The following is a 22871-nucleotide window of genomic DNA, read 5'->3' as shown; positions in this document are numbered from 1 at the left end:
TCCGACCTTGGACGAGCACGTCGGCAACAACGTGAACGCACGGGAACTCGGTTAGCCCTCACACCCTGGAAGCCTGGATGCGGGATGCGGCCCGGAGCGCCGATGGCGGTCGATCCACGCAGCGCGGGCGGCCCGAACTCCGACGTCTGTCCGACAGTGCCAGCCCTCGAAGGTGAAACAGGCACGTAGGTTGAGCGGGACAGCTGGTTGCTCAAGGGGGATGACGGTGGCAGGGCGGGATCTGCGGGCGCTGTTCAGCACGAACGAGACGGCGTTGGACGTCGACGAGGCGTTCGTCAACCGCCAGTTGCAATGGGAATTCGCCGCCGGGTTGGTCGCCGACCAGCTGCGCAGGGCCGCCGGGCCCGGGGTCGACGTGGAGGACTTCGAGGGGCCGCGCGACAACATCGCGGTCTTCCACGGCGTCGGCGGGATCGGCAAGACCACCCTCTCCCGCGCCCTCGAAGCTGCCTTCACCGGCATAGGTCAGCGTCCCGCCCAATGGGGTGCACCGGCCTGGTCCGGCGGCCGACGCGTCCTGCCCGTGCGCATCGACCTCGCCCGCTCCGGCGGCGCCGACTTCGAACGCGTCGTCCTCACCATCCGACTCGCCCTTACCGAAGTCGGGCATCCGCTCCCGGCGTTCGACCTGGCCTTGCGCCGCTACTGGGACCACAACCACCCCGGCGAGCCGCTGGAGGAGTACCTGCGGCGCGGCGGCCTGGGCGGCAAGGTCGGGCAGGCCCTGCCCCGGCAGATGGAGAGCGCGGCCGCCGAGGTCGCCCAGGCCCTGCTCCCGATCCCCGGTGTCGGTGCCGCGGTCGGCGCGGCGACCGGCTCCCTGGTGCGGGCGCTGCGTGAACGCCGCCAGGCCGTCCGGGCGCTGGCAGGGTGCGCGAGGCTCCCGGATCTCCTCGAAGCCGAGCCGGACGTCGACGCCCTCTCGTACTACCCGCACCTGCTCGCCTGGGAGCTCGAGCAATTGCCCGCCAAGAAGCAGGTCCTGCCGGTCGTGCTGCTGGACACCTTCGAGGACATCGGCGACCGCACGCACCGCGATTTCGAACGGCTCGTGCAGCGCGTGGTCTGGCTGATGCCGAACGCGGTGTTCCTCGTCACCGGCCGCTCCCGCCTCGACTGGGCCGACCCCGCCCTGACCGGCCAACTCGACTACACCGGCCCCGACGCGTGGCCCGGCCTCGCCGCGCCCAGCACGCAGGCGCCTTCGGGGCGGCAGATGCTGATCGGGGACTTCTCGCCCGAGGACTGCGACGACTACCTCGCCCGCCGCCTGACCGCTGAAGGCCGGCCCCTCATCGAGCCGCCGCTGCGCGCGGTCATCTCCGCCCGCTCGCACGGCCTTCCGCTGTACCTGGACCTGTCGGTGATGCGGTTCCTGGAGATCCGCCGCACCGGCCGCACCCCCGCCCCGGAGGATTTCGACGCGGACTTCCCCGCGCTGATCGCCCGCACCCTGTCCGACCTCACCCCCGACGAACGCCACGTCCTGCGCGCCGCCGCCCTGCTGGACGCGTTCGACCTCGACCTCGCCACCCAAGCGGCGGGGCTTACCCACCAGGCCCCCGCGCAGCGCCTGACGGAGAGGCCGTTCGTCCGCGAGGACCCGTTCGGGATCTGGCCGTACCACCTGCACGCGCTCATCCGGTCCACGATCCGCACCGCCGACGACCGCACCGACGACCGCTGGTCCCCCACCGACTGGACCACCGCCGCCCGACGTGCCCACACCGCCGTGGGCGAGCAGTGGGCCGCGGGGCCCGCGCACGACCGGCGGATGCTGGTCGCGTGCCTGCACCAAGGACTCCGGCTGGCTCGCGACTTCCGCCTCGACCTGAACTGGCTTGCCCCGGCCGCGTGGCAGTACGTCTCCGACTCCGTGTGGGAACCCCTGGCCCCGCCTGACCACGACAGCGCCCGCCCGGTGCCGCTGTCCACGCCCGCCGGAGCGCTCGTGGAGCTCTTGGCCGCGCTGGCCCGCCGGCAGCACGAGCACCGAGCACGTACGGCGGAACGCCTCGGCGCCGTCGCCGCCTCCAACCTCCTCCCGCCCGACCTGGAGGAGATGGCCGTCTACTACGAGGCCAAGGCCCTGCGCGACCTCGGACGGTCCGCCGAATCCGCCCGGGGGATGCGGATCGTCGCGGCCGGTGGTGGCCGTCTCGCGCCCGCCGCCCGGCGTGGCCTGGCCCACCTCGCCCGGCTCTCCGGGGACTTCCCCACCGCCCTCGATGCAGCACGCGCCCTCGGCTGGCCGGGCCGGCATCACCGCGTCGAAGGCGGTGTCCGGGACGGCCGAACGCGCGCCCGAACCGGCGCCGGCACCGACGCCCGGGCGCTGGCCGTGGCTTCCGCGGTTCGTGCGGGACGTCGCCGTGGAGACGATCGGCGCGCTGCTCGCCATCGCCCTGGCGGCGCTCGCGGTCGCGTTGGTGACGTTGTTGTAGCGCGTCGGCCCGGACTCGCCCGCGCGCCGCTGGCGAGTCCGGGTCGAGGCGCATCTCTACGATATTCGAACGTTTGTACGTACGATGTGGAGGGTGGGCGAGAGGTCGAAGGCGCGCGGCGCCCTGGAGGCGTGGCGGGGTGACCGCCCGTCGCTGGGCGACCGGGTCGACGCCACCCTCGCCGGCGCCGCCCAGGACGCCGCCGAGGCCGGGCCCGCGGAAGACGAGGGCATGGAGGAGGTCCCGGCGGTCCCGATGGGCGCCGAGATGCCGATGCCGCCGCCGGGGGCTGCCGGGTCGTGGGTGTGGGTCGCCCTTTTCGAGGGGGCCGGCACGTTGTGCGCCCGCGCGGTCGATTGGACCCGGGTGACGCCCGACCCGCTCTCCCCCACCGGCTGGGCGCTGCGGGTCTCCTCCCCGTACTGGCGTGCCCTCGCCTCTTGGACCGGTGCTGGCAGGCTCCGCGATCGACGTGGAGGAGCGAGAGTCGTCCCGTCGTCGCAGGTGAGCCCGATCCCGGGCACTACGACGGCTTCCACCAGCATCCGAACTTCAGCTGAGAAGTCCCACCGCGCTCCAGCGGTTCCTCGACGTCAACCGCATCCCACGCTCACGATCCTGGCGCAACCAGCTGCCACGGAGGATTCCATCGTGTCGCGGCCAGTCACAGATCGAAGTGCTGTCGGAATGCCTCCGAGAAGCGTGTGACTTGAGGTGAGATGCCCAGAGGTCCCAAAGTGGCGTCGGCAAACCGCTCCAGCGCACGGAGAGCGGCATCAGGGTGCCCGGACAGTTGCTCTGCAATGGCCAAGTGGCCTGCTGCTACCTGATCGTGGGCTGTGCTAGCGAGTCGGGCGCGCAAGTCCTCCAGTGTCGCAAAGTGGGCGAAGAAGGCCGCTCCGACAGCCCCAACCTCTCGCGAGATCTGGTCCACAACGCCATCGATCTCGTCCTCGGAACACACCTTCCAATTGCCATGGTGCCCGCGATTCTCGTTGACGAGATCCGAGAGAGTGCGGCCGTAGGAGCACAGGGAGGGTGCGCCTGGGACGCCCAGGAACGCCGAGAAGAGCTGGCTGGTTTGCGGGTGCCGTACCCCCAGAATCGGCAGCACCGTCGGCTCGGTCATCCTGCCTGAGAACAGAAACCCAACCTGGTGTTCGAGTTCTGGTCCAGTTCTCAGAGCTGTCGGCGCCTCATCATCCTCCAGCCACGCCCATCCGTCCCCACGGAACCGAGACTCCAGCTTCTTGGCAACGAGATCTGTCAGCCGCATACCGGGCATGTCCAATGGTCGATCTGAAGGGGTAGCTGCATCTGTGTTCCCTTGGGGAACCCCAGGTGGGTCAGCCTACTAGTGTCGAGAGTGGCTCCCACTGAAGTCAGCTGTGGATAGCCGATCTTCTGATTGGCCGTGAAGCCCCCATTGTTCATCTTTGTCTCGACTCCCTTCAGGATGCCATTCGGGTCACGCGCCACGAAGTCCGCGCGGAAAGGCGTGCCGTCAGGTGCTACGAAACGGACCTCTTCGACGATGTCAGTCCAGCCCTCGGCTTCCATCTGAGATTTGCTTGCAAATTGACCAAGGTCTCCGTGGTCGAGACTGGGGTCTAGAGGGCACTTGCCGACGCTGCTGTTGTGAACCAGCAGAACCGTCGTCCCACCCTCACCAGCGACGTAGTACGTGTGGACGCGCTCGACGGTGAGGTTATAGGTGGTGATGGTCTGGCTGTAGCTGCGGACAGTGAGGACAGTGAGGAGGTCCCCGCTTGGTTGGCGGAGTTGGTCGCCCGGCTTGAGGTCTCCGGCGTCGGTCCACAGCTGGGCAGTCTGGTTCCAGTACGGGTGGTGGGTGGTGGAGGTGACGGTGTCGACACCCGTGGGGGTGGCGACAGTAACGTCGGTGTACTCCTTGTCCTTGTGGGTGACGATGACATCCGTGACTCGTTCGGCGGTGGTTTCGCCGGTGAGGGGGTCGGTGGCGGTGACCTGGTCACCGATCTGGATGTCGCTGATGGCCTTGCGGGTTCCGTCGGCGAGCAGGACGGGAGTAGCGCCGGGGAAGCTGTTGCGCCCGGGGACGGCGCAGGTTCCGGCTTCGATCAGGTCGTCGGTGTACTTGCCGCCGACTTTTTCGGTGACCTTGGCTCCGGTGCGGGCGGCTGCCTTGCCGGCACCGCCGGTCCCCGCCGTCACGGCGATGTTGAGGACGGTCCATCCGCAGTCGGCAGCCCGGTTGCCGCCTCCGCCGCCGACCATGCAGTTTTTGGTCTGGTTGTAGGTATCGCGGATGCCGAGGGTGTAGTCGTCGGCCTTCTTGACGAAGTCGCCGGCCTTCTGCCAGAAGCTCTTCTTCTTGGGCTTCGGCTTGGGATAGGGGTACTTGACGGACAGCGATGCGCGCTGTCCGGCGCTGAGCCCAGAGCATCCCGGGTAGTACGTCGGCGTCACGACGATGCCGTCGGGTGTGGCCTCGGCGCGTACCCGGCTGTTGTCGATCATTCCCCAACTGCCGCCGCGTTCGCGGACGTAGGTGTTCTTGAGCTTTCCGGTGTTGGGGTCGATGGGCTGTCCCCAGGGGCCGTCGTACGGGATCAGGCCGGTGGGGTCGGACAGGGTCGCGGGGTTGTTGTTGCCGTAGCTGTAGCCGTTGATCTGTTGGGGGTCGGACAGGTCCATGATCGGGTCGATGGACAGGAACCGGCCGAGCTGGTTGTCGTATTGGCGGGCGCCGAGGGTGGTCAGGCCGGTGGTGATGTCGACGGTGCCGCCGACGAAGCCCTTTTGGCCGGGCCAGTTGCTGGGTTGCGCGGTGCGGTCTTCGCCGAACGGCTTCATGGAGCGGCGGATGACGGCGTGGGTGGTGGCGTCGATGTTGGTGGTGTTGGTGCCGTGGTGGTCGGCAGCCATGTAGGTGCGCTGTCCGGCGCTGGTGCGTACGACGGTGGGACCGCCTCCGCTGGAGTAGTAGCGGGTGCCGCTGACGGTGTTGGCCGCGGTGTCCAGGACGATCTCGTCGCCGTCGAGCAGCAGGGTGTTCTTGCCGGGGTCGCGGCGGATGAGTTCGCTGCCGTCGGCGTCGTAGACGAAGGTGGTGGGGGCTGCGGCTTCGCTCGTCTTGATCGAGTCGATCTTGCCTTCGGTGTTCCAGGTGAGGACCTGGGAGCCGGAGGGCCCGGTGCGGGTCAGCGTGTTGCCGGACGTGTCGTAGGTGTAGGCGGCGCCCTGCGTTCCGGCGGGGGTCTTGGTGGTGACGCCGGTGACGGTGTGCGGCTGGGGGGTGCCGGGTGCGGGGTAGGTCTGGGTGATGGTGGTGTCGTTGGCGGTGTTGCCGGCCGGGTCGTGGTTGACGAGCTGGGTGCGGTTGCCGACGACGTCGTAGCTGAAGGTCTGCCAGTAGGGGTTGGGGCCGCCGACGCTGGCGGGTGCGGGTGCGCCGTTGACGCAGCCGCCGACGCCGGGCACGGACGGCGACGGGAGGGTGCTGATGGCGCCCTTGTCGGTCCAGGCGTCGGTGAGGCGCCGCTGGTGGTCGTAGGCGAAGCACTGCCGGTCGGGGGTGCCGTTGTCCTTGACGGTGGTGATGGAGGTGACGTCGCCGTTCGGCTTGTAGGTGTAGGCCGTGGTGTCGACCGCGTACGCGCCGCCTTCCTTGGCCAGGGAGGTGTTGAGCAGGCGGCCGGTGGCGTCGTCCCAGGTGTTGGTGAAGACGACCTGCTTGGGCGTGATGCCCATGGTGTAGCGGGTGGCGCGGCCGAGCGGGTCGTAGGTGGCGGTGTGCAGATAGGTGAAGTCGCCGCCGCTGCCCTTGAGCAGTCCGTTGACGGTGTAGCCGAACTCGACGGTCTCGGCGGGCAGTCCGCCCGCGGCGGGCCGGTCGGTGTAGTCCGGGTTGCCGGTGATGACGTCGTAGGCGCTGGCGGTGGTGTAGGTGCCTTGCAGCTTTCCTTCGACCGCCGGGATGACCACGCTGGTGCTGGTGGCCCGGTAGCCGACGTCGTAGGAGTTGACGCGGCTGACGTACGCGGCGCCGGTCACGCCGCCGACGTAGCGGGTGGAGGAGGTCAGCTGGCCCTTGGCGACCGTGTCGTAGACGTAGCCGGTCAGCTGCGGTCCGGTCAGGGAGCCGTCGAACGTGCCGATGACGCGGGAGAGTTCGTCGTACTTGGTGGCGACGGTCTTCCCGCGGGCGTCGGTCGTGGAGGTGACGCGGTCGGCGCTGTCGTAGGTGGCTGTGGAGGTGCCGGCGTCCGGGTCCTCGGTCTGGATCTTGTTGCCGCGCAGGTCGTAGGTGTACTTCCAGGTGTTGCCGGCGGGGTCGACGACGGTGGCCAGGGCGCCGCGGTGGTCGTAGGTGTAGCGGGTGGTGTCGTAGTCGCCGGTCGGTGTGCCGGTCTTGTACTGGCGCAGCTCGGTGGTCTTGCCCAGCGCGTCCTTGATGGTGCTCGTGGCGACGCCCCCGGTGGGCGGGGTGGTGTCGACGCGGTCGGCGCCGGGGTAGGCGGTGGTGGTGCGCCACTGCTCGGTGCCCTTGTGGGAGAACGTGGTCGCGGTGGTGCGGCCGAGGCCGTCGTAGAAGACGCCGCTCTGGCCGGGGACCTGGTTGTCGTTGGCGGTGAACAGCGTGGTGGAGGGGCCGGAGCTGTTGTAGTAGGCGTTGTTGGTCTTCACGACGCGGCCGAGGCTGTCGTAGAAGGTGTCGGTGACCACGCGGCCGGTGGAGTTGTCCGCGGGGGTGGCCTGGGTCTGCCGGGTCTTGAGGAAGCTGTCGAGGATCTCGTGGGAGACGAAGTACGTCTCGTCGCCGCGCAGCGTGCGGGTGGTGACCGAGCTGGTCGTGGTCTGGGACAGCGTGTAGGTGTAGGTGATGGAGGCCGAGGACGCTTTGGCGCGGCCGGGCTTCCAGAGCGCGGTGGTGCGGCCGAGCGCGTCGTAGGTGGCTTCGGTGGTGCGGCCGTTGGGGTCGACGACCTTGACCGCGAGGCCTCGGGCGGGCTGGTAGGTGGTGGTGGTTTCGAAGCTCTTGACGTCGCTGGTCTTCACGCTGGTCGGCGCGGCACCGGCGGCGGGGGTGTACGTCGTGGTGGTGGTCGCGCCGGTTTCGTCCTTCTCCGTCAGCGGCCGGCCGTAGGCGTCGTAGGTGACCTCGGCGACCGTGGCGAAGACGGGTTGTCCCGTGGTGTCGTAGCGGTCGATCTGCTGCTCGCTGGACGGCAGTCCGGTTGCGCCGAGCACGTTGAGCGGCTGGTTGTCGTAGAAGGTGCGGGTGTGCGCGACGGTCGTCGCTGCGGAGAGCGCGGTGCCGCAGTCGCCGACCACCTCGGTCACTTCGGCGACGCGGTCCAGCATCCACCGGGTGGTGTCGCGGGCGTAGCCGGTGGTGGTGCAGCGGCTGGGCACGCCGTCCGCGCGGTTGTGCGCGGTGGTCGGCATGCCGTACGCGTCGAAGGTGGTGGTGGTGTCGGCCTTGCGCCAGGTGCCGTCGGACAGCAGGACGCGGGAGTGGGTGGCGCCGGCGCGGACGAACTGCGCGGTCAGGTCCGGCAGTCCGGTGCGCTTGTGGCGTGAGGTGACCTCTGAGGTCCAGTAGTCGGTGACGGTGGAGGAAGTCACAGGACCGGTGTCACCGTTGAAGCTGCGCACCTCGCGCGGGCTGCCCGCCAGGGCCTCGGCGTCGGGGACGGTGACGTTGTTGGAGTCGGTGATCGTGGCCGCGGGGGTGCTGCCGTCGGCCTTGGTGTCCTGGTCCATGCCCGTGTAGTAGAGCGTGGCGGACTTGGTGATCGGCGCCGGTGCCATGCCGGCGCGGGTGATGACCTCGCGGTAGCCGCGGAAGTCGTTCCAGGTGCGGTACTTGGCCTCGGTCAGCTCGGAGTCGTCGCGGTGCCAGTACGCCGGGCCGACGTACTCGTACCGGGTGGAGCGGGCAGGACTGATCGTGCGGGCGTCGACCTCGTCGATCTGGGCGACGACGTACTTGTGGAACCAGTCCAGCGTCGGATCCTTGGCCGGGTCGAGGGACCAGTACACCGGGATGCAGCGCTGGGTGTTGGTGGCTGGCGCGGCCGGGAGGTTGCCCTTGGCGCAGTTGGTGGCGGTGTAGGTGATGTTGGTCTGGGCGCCGGCCTCGCTGGTGATGGTGGTCATGCGGCGTCGGTTCATCGCGGGGCGGTCGTCGCCGGCGTAGTCGACGCGGTTGTTCATCAGCTGGCCGGTGAACGTGGTGGCCGGCAGCTTGATTGCGGTGCCGTCCTTGCCGGTGCGGGTGATCGAGTCCAGCCACATCGACGGGCTGGTGGTGTCACCCGGGTCGGGGAAGGACTGGACCAGTTCCCAGGTGTCGACGTCCTTGAGGGCGCCGCCTATGAGGGCCTGGGTGGTGACGGCGGTCAGGCGGCGGGTGGTGAAGAACGTCGGCGAGGTGACGTTGCAGGTGCCGGTGGCGGCGCACTCCTGGTCGACGGGGACGTCGGGCCACTTGGTGGGGTTGGCCTTGCGCTGGGCCGGGTCGCAGGTGAAGCCGCCGGTGACCGGGAGGCAGCGCTCGAAGGTGGTGAAGGTGACCTTGCCGGGCGGCAGCGTGGTGAACGCGTCGGTGGTCTTTTGCCCGAACGCGATGGACTGCAGGTGGCCGCCGCGCACGTAGGAGGTGAGGGTGCGGGCGGCACCGCGGGCGTAGTGGTTGGTCTCGGCGACGTAGGTGTAGGTGGCCAGGCCGCCGTGCGGGTCGATGACGTAGTCGAGGTTCCACCGCCACGCCTGGGCGCAGGACGCCTGCTCGAAGTCGGCGTTGTAGCAACCCTCACCGGGGTTGTTGCCGTACACCGGGACGGTCCAGGCGGAGTTGGTGGCCGCGTCGGTGCCGTTGCCGCCGGGGCGGTGGTTGACGCCGAAGAAGTACTGCACGCCGTCCGGGGTCGTGATCTTCCAGTGCTCGCCGGCGTCGCCGTCCGCGCCTGCGGTGCCCTGGTCGCCGTTGTTCGCGCCGATCAGCCGCTCGACGCGGGTGGCGTCGTCGCCCTGCAGCTTCCAGGTACCGGTGGTGTCGTCCCGGATCAGCTGTCCGCTCTTGCCCTCGAACGACGCGGTCAGCGTCTCCGCGCTGCTGCGGCACAGTTCACCGGTGTTGGTGCGCCCGTCGTTGCGGCAGGCCTTGTAGGAGCGCTCCACGAAACCGGGGGCGTAGTCGAAGCCGTCGCCGACCCACGAGGACTGCGCGTTGGTGGAGGCGGTGCGGCCGTCGACCGAGGCGCTGTTGTAGCCGAGCGCGACGCTCGGAGTCGGCCCGCCGGGCACCTCGGGCATGCCCAGGGGGTAGTTCCACGAGAACGACCCGGTCGCGCCGGTCTGCGACCACGACCCGGTCGAGGACAGGCTGGTCGCGCCGAAGTCACCGGCCGGCCCGGACGCGCCGGCGGTCGCGGCCAGCACCATCGCGCCTGCGGCCGGCGCGGCGCCGCCCGCGGTTGCGGGGGCGGCCAGTGCGGACAGGTCGACGTCGGCGACGACCTGGGAGGCGTCCGCGTCGTTGACCGACGGCAGCGGCGTCTGGACGCGGCACTGCGCGAGTTCGGGGGTGGTCAGCGCGCACTCGGGCAGCGTGGCCAGCCGGACGCGGGAGCCCCAGTCGGCGCCGAACGCGCCGCGGATCGCCGCGTAGTCCACGCCGACCTTCACCCGGCCCTTCGCCGTGTTGTCGGCGGGCCGCACGGCGAGCATCAGGCCGGTGACGCCGGCGCGTTCGCCGGTCTGCTTGTCGGCGACCTGGACGCGGACCTGGCCGGCGGCCGCCGGGGAGGCCGCGAACATGCCGGTCACCGACGAGGTGCTCTCGGCGGAGGTGATCCACACCGGGGTGCCGGGGACCTTGCCGTGCGGCATGGCCGGTCCGTTGACGGCGAATGGCGAGGCCTGCGGGGCGGTCGGTGTCAGCGGCGCGGCCGCCAGGACGACGGCGGTCTCCGTGCTCGTGGGCCAGGCGGACGCGTGCGGGGTCCACGGCTTGGCGCCGTCGCCGCGCGGAGCCGGGGCGGGCGGCAGTTGGGCGTTCTTGCCGTCGACCGAGGGGGTCTTCGGCAGGTCGCCTGGCGACCACACCGTGGGGTCGTCCGGCTTCCAGTCGGAAAGCGCCTGCGCCACCGTGCCCTGCGACAGCAGGGCGAGGGCGACGAACGCAGACAACGCCCCGCGTCGAACGGCCGTCCGCCGCTTGGACGCACGACGACGAGAACCAGCGAGCATGAGACGCCCCCGACGAAGATCCAGAAGTGCGCCGGAACGTATCGACAAACTGATCACACGGGCAACGGTGACCAACTTCGCACCAGGAAACTTTGCGCAGCTCATGCGTCACATACGGTGGCGTAGGCCCCAAAGGAACCGGTTATTTGTCCGAGTTAAAAATGAAGTGAGAGTCACGCTCCTGGGACTGCTGTGACTCAAGTGGTCTAGACATGTGATGCGGATCACAACTCCGCTCAGCGGCGCCGTTGCTCCGCTGAACGCTGTCCGGCTACGGTCCGGCGACCTTTGCTCGGCATCAACTAGGAGTCCCTATGAGGGGTTTGCGCCGGCTGCGGCCGCGCCGTCCCATAGGTGCGGCGATCCTCGTCAGCACCGCCCTGGCAGCGGGGCTGGTCACCGCCCTACCGGCTGCCGCGGCCACCGCCGCGCCCGATCCGGCCGCCGCGGCGTCCCCCGGGGTTCCCCCAACCGCGCCGACCGGCAGCGGGCCCTCCCCGGAGACGGTCACCAGCGCCGAGACACGCGCGATCGCCGAGGCCAAGCGCACCGGAAAGCCCGTCCCCGTCCCGGAGTTGATGACCGAGACCGACGACGTCGTCGCCAACCCCAGCGGCACGCTCTCGCTCACCCGCCGCGCCGAACCGGTCCGTGTACAGCAGGGCACTGTGTGGCGGGACCTGGACGCCACCCTCGTCAGCGACGGCACCGGCGCGGTCCGCCCGAAGGTCTCCACCACCGACCTGGTGCTGTCCGGCGGCGGCACCGGCCCGATGGCCGTGATGGACGACCGCGGCAGCAAGCTCGCGTTCACCTGGCCCACCGCGCTGCCCGCGCCCCAACTCGCCGGCGACACCGCGGTCTACGCGAACGTCCTGCCGGACGTCGACCTGAAGGTCACCGCCGCGACCAGCGGCGCCTTCTCACACGTGCTGGTCGTCAAGACCGCCGCCGCGGCGAAGAACCCGCAACTCGCCACGCTCAAGCTGGCCACGCAGACCAGCGGCGTGACCCTCGGTGAGGACGCCGGCGGCAACCTACGCGCCGTCGACGCCGCCGGCGATCCGGTCTTCCAAGCGCCCGCACCGAAGATGTGGGACTCCTCCCGCGCATCGACGGCCCCCACCGCGGCGAAGTCTGCCGCCGAGGCGCAGGACGGCACGCAAATCACCGTGACGTCCTCTGAGGACGGCCCCGGCAGCGGGGCGCAGGTAGCGCCGCTGGAGGCACAGGTCGGCAGCGGAACCATCACGCTCACGCCCCACCAGGGCATGCTCACCTCTCCCGAGACGCGGTTCCCCGTCTACATCGACCCCACCTGGATCCCCGTCTCGCGCGGGAGTTCGGCCTGGACGTACGTGCAGTCCGCGTGGCCGGACACTTCGCACTACAAGGAGGCCGCCGACACCCTGGGAGTCGGCTACCAGGGCTGGGAGACCAGGACCGGCACCGAGATCGCCTACTGGCAGGTCGACGTCAGCCCGTTCCCCGTCGGTGACGGCCGCAACCTCACCGGCAAGGTCATCAACAAGGCGACGCTGACCGCCAAGGAGGTGTACTCCGCCGACTGGTCCTGCACCAACCAGCACCCGCTGACGCTCAAGCTCACCGACGGCATCGGCGCGGGAACCACCTGGGACACCCGGCCGCCGGCGCGCGACACCTGGGGATCCCGGACTGCCGGCGGTTCCTTCAACCCCGACAAGGGCACGCAGAACTGCGGGGAGCTGCCGGTCGAGTTCAACGTCCTCGACGACATCCGCGAACGCGCCCACTGGCCGAACGTCACCGTCAGCCTGGAGGGTTCGACCAGCCGCGACGGGTTCAAGCGGTTCAGCCGCGACACGCGCCTGACCGTCGAGTACAACAGCGTCCCCAACACGCCGACGAACCTGAACGCCGATCCCGCGCCGACCAACGCCAGCGGCACCGCGCTGCAGGGCTGCGCCGGCGCCGAGGCCGGCTTCCTCGGCATCACCAACCCGGCCACCGGCGGCATCCACCTGCGCGCCAAGCTCACCGACCCGGACAACACCCTGGTCCGCGGGCACTTCTCCGTCTCACGAGACTACGACGGCGGCCCCGTCGTCGCCTCCGGCACCAGCGCCTGGGTCAACTCCGGCACCACCGTCGACGTCGCCGTCGGACAGCTCGAATCCGGCCGCACCTACTGGTGGTCCGTCCAGTCCGACGACGACCTGAGCCGCTCCGCCTGGGCGCCGTCGTGCCGGTTCACCGTCGACGGCACCGCACCCACCAACCTCGCCGTCACCTCCACCGACTTCCCCGTCGCCGGCGGCGGCAAGAAGAGCAACGAGAACGGCGCCTTCACCCTGTCGGCGACCGACGCCGGGACCGGCGTGAAGAAGTTTGAGTACAGCCTCGGCGGCACCCTGTCCGTCGGCGGCGACAACGACTCCGTCACCGCGACCAACAACAAGGCCACCCTCACCCTCAAGCCCAGTGTCTGGGGCACCAACACCCTGACCGTGCAGGCCGTCGACGCCGCCGGAAACCGCTCGGCCGTCTACAACTACATCTTCTACGTCCCCGCCAACCCCGTGGCAAGCACCTACGGCGACATCACCAACGACGGCTTCCCCGACCTGCTGGTCGCCGACGGCGCCGGCGACCTGTGGATGCACCAGATAGGCGGCGCCACCCCCGGCAGGACCAAGGCCAGCGACACGGCCAACAGCCCCCTCGCCCCCGGCCAGGAGACCGGGACCGGCGCGGGCTGGACCGGCGTACAGACCTCGCACCGCGGCGGCAACGGCTCCACCGCGGACGACCTGTTCGTCCACCGCAACGAAGCACCGAAGCTGTACATCTACCAAAACAGCGTCAACGCCGGCGGCCTCGGAGCCAACGGCAACCTCTACTTCACCACCACCAACGTCGGCGAGGTCGACCGCAAGCCCGCCAGGAACTGCGTCGACCCATGCGTCTACAACAGCGCAGACTGGTCCGACGTCGAGCAGATCCTCGCCATCGGCGACGCCACCGGCGACGGCCGCCCCGACCTGATCACGGTCGAACGCGGCACCGACGGCACCCGCCGCCTGTGGCTGTTCCCCGGCAGCAGCCTCGTCGGCCAGGTCAAGAACCCCATCCTCCTCGGCACCGGCGGCTGGGAGAACTACACCCTGATCGCCCCCGGCGACGTCACCAACGACGCGCTGCCCGACCTGTGGGCCCGCAACCGCGACACCGGCATCCTGTACCAGTACCCCAACAGCAAGACCACCGTCGACGGCGTCGTCACCGTCACCCCCGAGTCGCTCGGCGCGATCAGCACACGCACCCAGATCGGCACCGGGTTCGCCCCCGCCGCCTATGCGACCCTGTCCTCCGAAGGCGACTTCAACGCCGACGGCAAAGCCGACCTGTGGGGCCTCGCCACCACCGACGGCTCTCTGGTCCGGCTGATGGGCCAAACCCCCTCGGGCGGCAACCAGTTCGGCGCCCCGATCACCATCTCCGCCAGCTCCTGGACCACCTGCGAAACGATCAGCGGCCAGCAGCTCTGCGGCCCGATCCTCGCCAAGTACCGCTCTCTGTCCACCGCCACCCAGACCGCCTTCGGCGCCCCGGTCACCGGCGTACTCGCCACCGCGGACGGCCGCAGCAAGTACGTCAACTTCACCAACAACGCCTCCATCCACTGGACCCCGCAGCACGGCACCTACTTCGCCAACGGCGCCGTCCGCACCCGCTGGGGCGCCACCGGCTGGGGCACCGGCCCGCTCGGCTACCCCAAGTCCGACGAGTACGCCGTCGCCGGCGGCATGCGCTCCGACTTCGACAACGGCTACATCCGCTGGACCGCATCGACCAACGTCGCCGCCGACCACACCTACACCGACGGTGAGACCTCGGCCGCGCACCTGACCGTCACCGGCGACTTCAACGGCGACGGCCGCACCGACCTGGCCACCGTCCATGACTACCAGGGCGGCGCAGCGGCCCTGTGGACCAGCCTCACCACCGACACCGGCGGCGCCTCGAAACCGTTCGAGTCGTGGAAGGTCAGCGCGGGCAACTGGTGGATCACCAGTGCCAAATGGGTGGCCGGTGACTTCAACAACGACGGCCGCGACGACATCGCCGCCTTCTACAAGTACGGCGACGGCCGGGTGAAACTGCACAGCTTCACCGCTCGCGCCGACGGCGGATTCAACAACTCCGTCGGCAGCTGGGAGCAGGCCACCGGATGGGACTGGGCCCGCACCACCTTGATGGCGGGCAACACCGACGGGACCGGCGCCGACGAACTCGTCGCCGTCCAGGGCACCGCCGACGGCCGGTTCGCCACCTACACCGTCACCGCCAAGACCGACGGCACCTTCAACGCGCCCACCAAGGGCTTCGAGGAGACCCACGCCGGCTGGTGGTACACCAGCCAATCGCACTTCGCCCTCGGCGACGCCAACAACGACGGACGCGCCGACATCATCGGCACCTACATCTACGACGACAACACCCTCAAGACCTTCACCTCGCTGGCGAACACCAACGGCACCTTCCCCGGCTTCACCATCGCCGGCTGGGCCAGCGGAGCCAACGCCTGGTGGCACAACGCCATGCAGGTGACCGCAGGGGACGCGGACGGCGACGGACGCGCCGACCTAGTGGTGATGTACGACTACGGCAGCGGCGACATGGGCCTGTGGACGTTCCCCGCCGCCATCAACGGCAACCTCAACACCCCCCTCGCCAGCGTCCGCACTACAACCGGCTGGTGGGCGTTCCGGTCCGTGCCCCACGCCGGCGATGTCAACGCCGACGGCCGCGACGACCTCATCACCCTCTACCGCCTCGCCAACGGCGGATTCATCCGCTACCAGTTCACAGCCCAAACCTCCGGCGGATTCAGCAAGGAATCCAACGCCTGGTACGCACCCCCTGGAACCTGGTAGACCGCCGGGTCACCACCGGCTGACCCACAACCCTTGCGCCAACACACGGCGCCCGGCTGCAACAGCAACCCGCAGCCGGGCGCCCGCCGCCCACCTCCACTTTCCCCCCACATCCGATCGCCCCCCGGAGCACCAGATGCACAGCCGCACCGCGGTCACCACCGCCATCGCCGTCGCCCTCACCGCCGTGCTCACCTCGTGCAGCAGTAGCAGCAACGATGACGCGGACAGCAACTCCCAGGCCTCCAGCGCCTCCAGGGCCGAACTCGACGCCCAGCAGATCGCCCTCGCAGCCCTCGACGCCGTCACCAACGCCCCGACCTACCGCATCACCACCGACGGAACCGACGAGAACGGCACCCCCACCAAAGCCGACCTGTGCTTCACCCGAGCAGGCGACTTCACCGGGACCTTCACCCTCGGCGACCACACCAGCGACATCGTCGCCACTGGCGCCGAGATCTTCTGGCGCGCCCCCGGAGCCATGTACAGCTCCCTCGCCGACAACGCGGGCGACGGTGCCCTCGACCAAGCACGCGTCGACCTGATCGACCGGGCCCTCGCCGACCGCTACGTCCGCTACGCCGGCCCCGAGGCCCGCAACGCACCCTTCACCGGCATCCGCGACCTCGTCGACCTCGTCGAACCCGCACACACCGGCGAACTCACCAAAGGCGCCCCCACCGCCCTCGGCGGCCGCAGCGTCATCCCCCTGCGCATGGACTACGACGGCGGTGCCGCCACCACCTTGTACATCCCCGTGGACGGCGACCCGTTCCCCACCCGCATCGAAGAGACACCCGGCACCGCCGGCGGCCCGACCCTCACCACCGCCTTCACCAGCCCCGCCGAACCCTGCACCCCCACCGCCCCCCAACCCGACCGCTACCTCGACAGCCTCAACCTCGAAGCCGCCTTCAAACAAGCCGCACACGGCGCGTAGCGGACCAACAAGGACGACAGCGGCACAGCCATGCCGTGCCAACAACCGGCACCCCAACGAGGGCATCCTGTTTCACCCTTCCCCCGAAGACGGCAGCCACCCGGCTGCTGCCCCTGTGCCATCACTCAGAGCGGTGGTGTGACCTGCATGATGTACACGCGTTCGTGGCGCTGGATGATCAGGTAGTCGAACATGCCGCCGCCGACGAACACCGTGCCCGGCTCGGAGAACCCCTCGTAGAGGGTGCCGTCCAGGTACTTCGCCTCGGCGGCGCGTACGAGTTCGGCGGCCTTGCCCTCGACGAGGGCGACGAACACCGGCGGCATGCCGCCGACACGCGTGTCCTCGTCGGGGTGGTACTCCCAGGCCCAACTCACCGGCCCTGGACCCCAATTCGCAGCACGGAATGAACGATCGAACGCGTGGCAGCGTGCACGTCAGTCACGGACGGCCTGCATAGCCTCGCCGAGGATGCGGGAGACCTCGTCCATGGCCGACTTCCAGTCGAGGTCGTCTTTGTCGAGGACCTGGGCGGCGTGCACGGCGTTGCGGTACCGGGTCGCGGTCGCGGGGTGGCGTTCGATCTCGATGTCCCGGGACCAGGCCAGCAGGAACATCTGCACCGGCCCCACCGAGCCTTGTTCGGCGGCCTGGTCGAACGCCTGGTCCTTCTGGGCTTCGAACTCGGCGATACGGTATGGCGCGACCTGCGCGAGGGCGACACGCAGCGCCCCGACGGTGCGCTCCGGCCGGGGAATGATCGGCTCCGAACCGTGCGGCTGCGCGGTCATCGACAAGGCTCCCTCCCCACCGTGGGGCCTCCCCCGAAGGTGTGGGACCAGACTACGGGGCTACACCGCCGACGAATGGTGTCGATGCTCCGACCTTCTGGAACCGGTGGTGGATGACCGATGCGTGCTCGCGCCTGCGACTGTGTGCCGTGGCGGTGGTTGGGTCTCCCTCGCGCGGGAGGCCCAACCACCGGCTCGTCCGCCGTTGTGGTCAGTTCCTCCAGATGGGCATGTCGCCGACCAGGGCTCGCAGGGCCGGCATCTGGTGGATGTGGACGGTGCGGTAGCTCGTGGTCAGCACGCCGGCGTCGCGTTGCTCGCGGAAGAACGTCTCGGCGCTGGCGCGGCCGGCGCCGACGGCCTGGGCGATGTCGCGTTGGGAGAACCCGAGGACCTGGCGGTCCTGGCCGCCGCCCAGGAGGTCGGTAAGGAAGACCAGGTACCGGGCGATGCGCATCCCGGTGGGGCCGCAGCGTACGTGCACGTTGAAGAAGACCTCGGCTTTCTCACGTTGCGCCATGGAATGGGCGAGCGCGGTGAGGATGGTCGGGCTCTCGGCGAGTAGGCGGCGCAGGATCTGCCGCGGGAGCACGCCGAGGAGGGAGGCGCGGACGCCGCGCATGGCCACCGATCCGCCGTGGGCGTCGAAGACGGTGGACGACTCCACGATGTCGCCGGGCAGGCGCAGGGTGGTGTGGGCGGCGCCGCCGATGAGCGGGGTCTCTCGGACCACGCCGTCCAAGACGAGGTAGAGGGCGCCGCTGCGGGCGATCTCCAGGGTGGCGCCGCTGGCCATGTAGTGCAGCCCCAGGTACCTGGAGATCCGTTGGGCGCTGGCGTCGCCGAGGGCGCCGAGGAAGCTGTGTTTGGGGAAAGGGGGCAGTCGGTCGCGCAGGTAGTCGTGGAACCACTGCGGTCGCAGGTCCGTGGCGTCCGGGCTTGCCCGCCGCTGCCGGGGGATGCGCGGTCCGCTCGTGCCGGTGTCCATGGCGTTCACCGCTGGACCGGCAGGGCGGGGGAGGCCGTAGGGGCCGCGGACGGGGTGGGGTCGGTCTGTCCGGGGGCGGCCGACATGTGCGGCGGGGTGCCGGGGGCGGCGCTGGGGGCGGGCTGCATGGCGACCAGCATCGTGGGCAGTACGGCCACCAGGGCGGCGATCGCCGCGATGACGCCGGGCAGGCGGGCCGGCGCGGACTTCGACAGCCGGTGCACGGCATAGGCGACCACCGCGCACACCGCGGCGGTGGCCCAGAAAGCGACTAAAGGCGTCGCGGGACTTTCGGACATGCTGATCCCTCTCAATTCACCGGAGCTCTTGGCATGAATTCATCGACGCCGTGGTAGGGGGCGTTGATGAGGTCATTGTGCCATGTGGCGCGAGCCAGCTTACGCCTTCGCGAAGTGGATTACCAAAGAGACAAAAAGCCTCGTCTACCTGCGGATTCTTCCGCTACCCGTGGGTAATTCCCTGACTTTAGGGGGTTGTTTTCCGGGAATCGCAGTATGGTGGGTGGGCTGACATCGGCCTCAATCACCGGAGCTCGACGCAGCATCCGGCGGCCGCAGGTGGGGGTGGTAGCCCACCGCACGCGCGCCGTCCGCCGTACGCACCGGGTCCCGTTCCCCCGTGATCGGACCCGGTGCGTACGCGCGTTGCCTCGGCCCGCTGCGCGAACTCGCGATGTGCCGGACCGCAGGGGTCTCAGGTCCGTACCGCCGGCCCGGGCGGCGGGCGGCCTCCGTGTGTCTGCGGGCCCTCCGCGCTGCGCTGCGGCGGAATGATGCCGCGGCGACGGCGGCCGTCGCCCGTGAGCGGCCGCAGCACAAGGCCGCCGCCCAGCCCGCCGCGGGGGCCGTCTTTCCTGGTGGGGACCCGCGGCATTCCGCGTTCCCGCGGCGGCTTCGCGTCGGCGTCCTCGCCGGACAGCAGGGCGGCGACGTACAGCGCGATGTCGTCCAGTCCGGGGCCGCGCTGCGTCCGTACCCACGCGGCCTTCCACCGCGGCAACATCGCGGCGGGCACATCGCAGGCCTGCACGAACGCCTCCACCAGACCCCACGACGGGGGGCGCTTCTCGCGCAGGATGTCGTTCACGGTGCTGGTCGCCAGGGGGCCCAGGCCCAGGTTCCGGGCCCGCATCTCCAACTCCTGCAGAGACGGCTGCCCAGCCGCCAGGCGCACCGCCCGCATCACCGCGACCAGGTCCCCGGGCGTCACCACCCGGTCCAGCGGGCCGTGCCGCCGCGCGTGGGGCTCCGCCGCCTGCCGCTTCCGGGCCTTCTTCCACAGCCGGACCGCCGTCGCGGGGTCGGCCCCGGACAGCCGCACGTACTCGTCCAGCACCTTGCGGCCGGGTATCTGCCGTCCGCCGGCCGCGCGTGCCAGTGTCGCCGCCGAGCACACGCGCGTGCGGGCCGCCATCTGCTGGTAGGTCAGTCCGCTGCGGCTGCGCGCTTCGCGCAGGAACTGCGCCATCGCACCGACGGGGCCCGCGGGCACCGGCACCTCCGGTCGTCCCACCGCCGCTCCTCAGCCGCGGTCCGAGGCGTGGACCGCGCTGCTCGCCACCGACATGAGCATTTCCTTCCCAAAAAGACTAAATGGACGACTCGGGACGATGCCGAAATGACAACCGCGGCGATTCCGAGCCCCGCCCATAGCGTGGACCGCCGGACTCCGCCCGTGCCACTCGTTCCCCGAATTGACGCAGAGTCATCCGGACCCAGCCTGCGACAAAGGGCCTGTTTCCCGGATTCGGACCATGCGTGCCACCGCAGCGTGCTGAACGGCATTTCCGCAGGCCACAAAGATCAAAACTGCGAGAACGCGTTTCCGTCGGCGCGCAATTGACGCAGCCCCGTCCGAGTACGTCCCACCCAACCGCCCGCGACGCAACCGTCCGGGCTCCACACACCCCACCGGCGCGCACGCCGCGCCCCGGCGTGCGTCTCGCAACCGCCCCGGCTGAGGACCGCCCCGGCGCGTACCCGGACGGGCCGCGGCGGGCGGCCGGCACCGGCGGCTCCACGGCGAGCACGCGACGGCATCGCAGGACGCGCGGCCGCACCGGGCCCGCGCGCCGAGTGGTTTCCGCGATCAACACCCATGTTCCTGATGCCCTGCCCTTCGGCCTCGAAGCGATGGGCACGAGTCTGCGGCTCCCGCACCCCGCAGGCCAGTGGGGACGTCATGCCAGGTCAGCAGGCAACACCCCGGCAGGAGAACGGTGTTGCCTAACACGCGGCAACACCCGCACCGGGTGTTGCCGCATCCGCTTGGCACCACATTCCGCAAGCGCAGCCCCCGACGACCGGGCCACAATCAGCGGTTGGCGACGAACAGCCCGGGTGCCCAGGCACGCACGGCGACCGGCAGGAACGACGAAGGAGCGCAGTGGAGCGGAACGCTGTGGCGGAGCGGACAACGCAGTCCGCCGCCCAGGCGCAGACGGAGCTGGCGGCGAACCTGACGGTGCTGTTCGGGCGCCTCGGGATGACGATCCGGCGCTTCGCGACCCGGCACAGCTGGCACGCGAGCACGGTGTCGCGGTACCTCAGCGGGGCGCGCCTGCCCTCACGCGCGTTCGTCGAACGGCTCATGGACGCCGTCGACGCCAAGGTCGGCCAGGACGGCGAGGGCGCGATCACCGACGAGGTCCGCGAACTGATCCGCCACCTCCACGACCGCGCGTCGCAGTCCTCCCGGACCCCCGCGCGGCGCGCGCAAGCGCTCGAGGACCAGTTGGTCGAGGCGGACGCCGACGTCCTGCGGCTCCAGGAACAGGTCCTGCTGGCCAGCCGGGAACTGAACTACACCCGGCTGCGCAGCCGCGAGGTGTCCCGGCGCATCAACCGGCTGCTGACCGAGCAGCGGCGCCTGCGCGCGGACAGCCTCCGCGTCTGGGTGCGTCTCCAGGCCCAGTACGAAGAGCTGACCCACGAACACGCCGAACTCAAACGGAAGACCAGCGCACTGGAGGAGCACCTGGAGCACGTCCAGGAGATCGCGGACACCGCCGAGCAACGCTGCCTCTCCCTGGAGCAGCAACTCGACCAGGCCGAAGCCGCCGGCGGCCACGCCTCCCTGGTGCGCGCCCTCGACTCCACCGAGGCGGCAGCGCTGCCCGCGGTGGTGGACACCATCGCCCAGCTCGACCCGGCGACCCGCGGCGGCATCGCCACCGAACTGGTCAAGTCCGTCGCCGTCCGCAGACCCGTGACCGAGGCGGCCCAACTGTTTCAACTCCTGGTCGACAAAAGCCTCCACGACCACGTCTCCGCCGCGCTGCCGTTCGTCGCCCAACTCAAGACCCCCGGCGAGACCGCCGTCCTCGTCGAGGCGTTCCACCACGGCAGACTGGACCGGTTCACCGCACTACTGCTGTCCACCAGCGCGGTCTCGCACTCGTGCGACGACGTCGCCGCACTGGTCGCCCAGTTCGTGCGCCTCGGCATGCCCGGCCCCGCCGAAGTGCTGCTGACCGCCACCGTCAGCACCCGCCCGGCCTCCGATGTCGTGGCCATCGCCGCCACCCTGCGCTGGGCCGGCCTGGGCGGCATCGTCAACGAGGCCATGGCCGGCGCCCACAGCGAACGCCCGCCCCACGACCTCGCCCGGCTCGTCGCCGCACTGGCCGCCGCCGGCCTGGACGGGCCCGCCGACGCGATCGTCACCAGTACCGCGGCCACCCGCCCGGCACGCGATCTGGCCGACGTCGCCGACCAGCTGTACCTGAGCGGCGAGTGCGAACGCGCCCACACCCTGCTGTGGAAGACGTTTCACCACCGCCCCCCGCACCTCGTCGCCGGCACGGTGTGCGCGCTACGCGGCAGCATCGCCGCCGAGACCGCCGACGCGGTACTCCTCGACGCCGTGACCGTGCGCTCCCTCCCCGACGTCGTCGACCTGATCGCCGCATTCGACATGGCCGGACAGCGCCAGCGGGCCGCCGCCGCCGTGATCACCGTGCTCAACCGACGCCGCCTGCGCGACATGCACGAACTCGTCACCGCCCTCCAGGACGAAGGACGCGCCACCCGAGTGCTGCAGGACACCGCCCACTTCCGCCCCGTCGGCGAAGCCGCCGCACTCGTGCACGCCCTCACCGCCATAGGCCTCCACAACGCCGCGGCCACCGCCACCGCCAGCGCCGTCGCCTACCGCCCCGTCGGCGATGTGGTCGCCCTGCTCCTGCTGATCGCCGGGGAACACAACGCCGACATCGTCCGCATCACCCTCACCCGCCGCGACCTGCTCCCCAACCGCGAACGGCGGCGCCTCGCCGCCGAACTACGGCTGGCCGGCCGCCCCGACCTCGCCGACCACCTGCACCCCGACGAAACCGAACGCCAGGCGGCCCGGCGGCCGTGAAGCCCTTCCCGGCGAAAATGGGACTCGGCCGACGACACCGATCGCCTGCGAGCCCCTAGAGGCGGGACCAGTCGGGTCGCCGTGGTGACGCGGCGGTCAGGCGGTTCGCTGGGTGGCACCGCGGCGAAGGCATCAGGACGG

11 protein-coding genes are annotated in these 22871 nt (G+C 70.2%); 4 read left to right on the top strand and 7 right to left on the bottom strand.

From position 1 onward, the window contains the following. The first annotated feature begins 220 nt into the window (after positions 1 to 220). The gene (locus ACWD12_RS38190; RefSeq protein WP_450103481.1) at positions 221 to 2608 is read left to right on the top strand and encodes an ATP/GTP-binding protein; all 2388 of its coding nucleotides are present in this window, start codon (positions 221 to 223) and stop codon (positions 2606 to 2608) included. A gap of 521 nt (positions 2609 to 3129) precedes the next feature. On the opposite strand, the gene ACWD12_RS38185 is transcribed toward ACWD12_RS38190, so the two are convergent. Beyond that, complete coding sequence (locus tag ACWD12_RS38185) at positions 3130 to 3594, bottom strand: hypothetical protein (RefSeq protein ID WP_450103480.1); 465 nt, start codon at positions 3592 to 3594, stop codon at positions 3130 to 3132. 137 nt (positions 3595 to 3731) lie between these two features. Next, positions 3732 to 10646 (bottom strand): polymorphic toxin-type HINT domain-containing protein, encoded by a 6915-nt coding sequence (locus ACWD12_RS38180; RefSeq protein WP_450103479.1) that lies wholly within the window; start codon positions 10644 to 10646, stop codon positions 3732 to 3734. A 374-nt stretch (positions 10647 to 11020) separates the two neighbouring features. Here ACWD12_RS38180 and ACWD12_RS38175 point away from each other — a divergent pair, with 374 nt between their 5' ends. Both ACWD12_RS38175 and ACWD12_RS38170 read left to right on the top strand, forming a co-directional pair. After that, positions 11021 to 15625: an FG-GAP-like repeat-containing protein gene (locus ACWD12_RS38175; protein ID WP_450103478.1), complete on the top strand. Its 4605-nt coding sequence runs from the start codon at positions 11021 to 11023 to the stop codon at positions 15623 to 15625. Positions 15626 to 15761: 136 nt separating this feature from the next. Then, on the top strand, positions 15762 to 16568 hold the full coding sequence (locus ACWD12_RS38170) for a hypothetical protein (protein ID WP_450103477.1): 807 nt from the start codon (positions 15762 to 15764) through the stop codon (positions 16566 to 16568). 125 nt (positions 16569 to 16693) lie between these two features. On the opposite strand, the gene ACWD12_RS38165 is transcribed toward ACWD12_RS38170, so the two are convergent. The 5 genes from ACWD12_RS38165 to ACWD12_RS38145 form a co-directional block, all read right to left on the bottom strand. Then, positions 16694 to 16945 carry a hypothetical protein gene (locus tag ACWD12_RS38165; protein ID WP_450103476.1) on the bottom strand — a complete coding sequence of 84 codons (252 nt, stop codon included), beginning with the start codon at positions 16943 to 16945 and terminating at the stop codon, positions 16694 to 16696. A gap of 60 nt (positions 16946 to 17005) precedes the next feature. Continuing rightward, positions 17006 to 17359 (bottom strand): hypothetical protein, encoded by a 354-nt coding sequence (locus tag ACWD12_RS38160; protein WP_450103475.1) that lies wholly within the window; start codon positions 17357 to 17359, stop codon positions 17006 to 17008. A gap of 211 nt (positions 17360 to 17570) precedes the next feature. After that, complete coding sequence (locus ACWD12_RS38155) at positions 17571 to 18347, bottom strand: Crp/Fnr family transcriptional regulator (protein ID WP_450103474.1); 777 nt, start codon at positions 18345 to 18347, stop codon at positions 17571 to 17573. A gap of 5 nt (positions 18348 to 18352) precedes the next feature. Then, positions 18353 to 18646 carry a hypothetical protein gene (locus ACWD12_RS38150; protein ID WP_450103473.1) on the bottom strand — a complete coding sequence of 98 codons (294 nt, stop codon included), beginning with the start codon at positions 18644 to 18646 and terminating at the stop codon, positions 18353 to 18355. A gap of 415 nt (positions 18647 to 19061) precedes the next feature. Next, positions 19062 to 19880 (bottom strand): helix-turn-helix domain-containing protein, encoded by an 819-nt coding sequence (locus ACWD12_RS38145; protein WP_450103472.1) that lies wholly within the window; start codon positions 19878 to 19880, stop codon positions 19062 to 19064. 873 nt (positions 19881 to 20753) lie between these two features. Here ACWD12_RS38145 and ACWD12_RS38140 point away from each other — a divergent pair. Continuing rightward, positions 20754 to 22730, top strand: coding sequence for a helix-turn-helix domain-containing protein (locus ACWD12_RS38140; protein ID WP_450103471.1), 1977 nt, complete (start codon positions 20754 to 20756; stop codon positions 22728 to 22730). The last annotated feature ends 141 nt before the right edge of the window (positions 22731 to 22871 follow it).

This window comes from Streptodolium elevatio, assembly GCF_053592165.1.
Note: the sequence above shows the minus strand (reverse complement) of the source record. Positions and strands in the feature narration are given on the sequence as shown.

What these genes read in the sequence shown, in the direction of transcription:
- ACWD12_RS38170 (WP_450103477.1), top strand. Translation starts at nt 15,762, where the DNA reads ATGCACAGCCGCACCGCGGTCACCACCGCCATCGCCGTCGCCCTCACC.
- ACWD12_RS38160 (WP_450103475.1), bottom strand. Translation starts at nt 17,359, where the DNA reads ATGACCGCGCAGCCGCACGGTTCGGAGCCGATCATTCCCCGGCCGGAG.
- ACWD12_RS38155 (WP_450103474.1), bottom strand. Translation starts at nt 18,347, where the DNA reads ATGGACACCGGCACGAGCGGACCGCGCATCCCCCGGCAGCGGCGGGCA.
- ACWD12_RS38190 (WP_450103481.1), top strand. Translation starts at nt 221, where the DNA reads ATGACGGTGGCAGGGCGGGATCTGCGGGCGCTGTTCAGCACGAACGAG.
- ACWD12_RS38175 (WP_450103478.1), top strand. Translation starts at nt 11,021, where the DNA reads ATGAGGGGTTTGCGCCGGCTGCGGCCGCGCCGTCCCATAGGTGCGGCG.
- ACWD12_RS38150 (WP_450103473.1), bottom strand. Translation starts at nt 18,646, where the DNA reads ATGTCCGAAAGTCCCGCGACGCCTTTAGTCGCTTTCTGGGCCACCGCC.
- ACWD12_RS38185 (WP_450103480.1), bottom strand. Translation starts at nt 3,594, where the DNA reads ATGACCGAGCCGACGGTGCTGCCGATTCTGGGGGTACGGCACCCGCAA.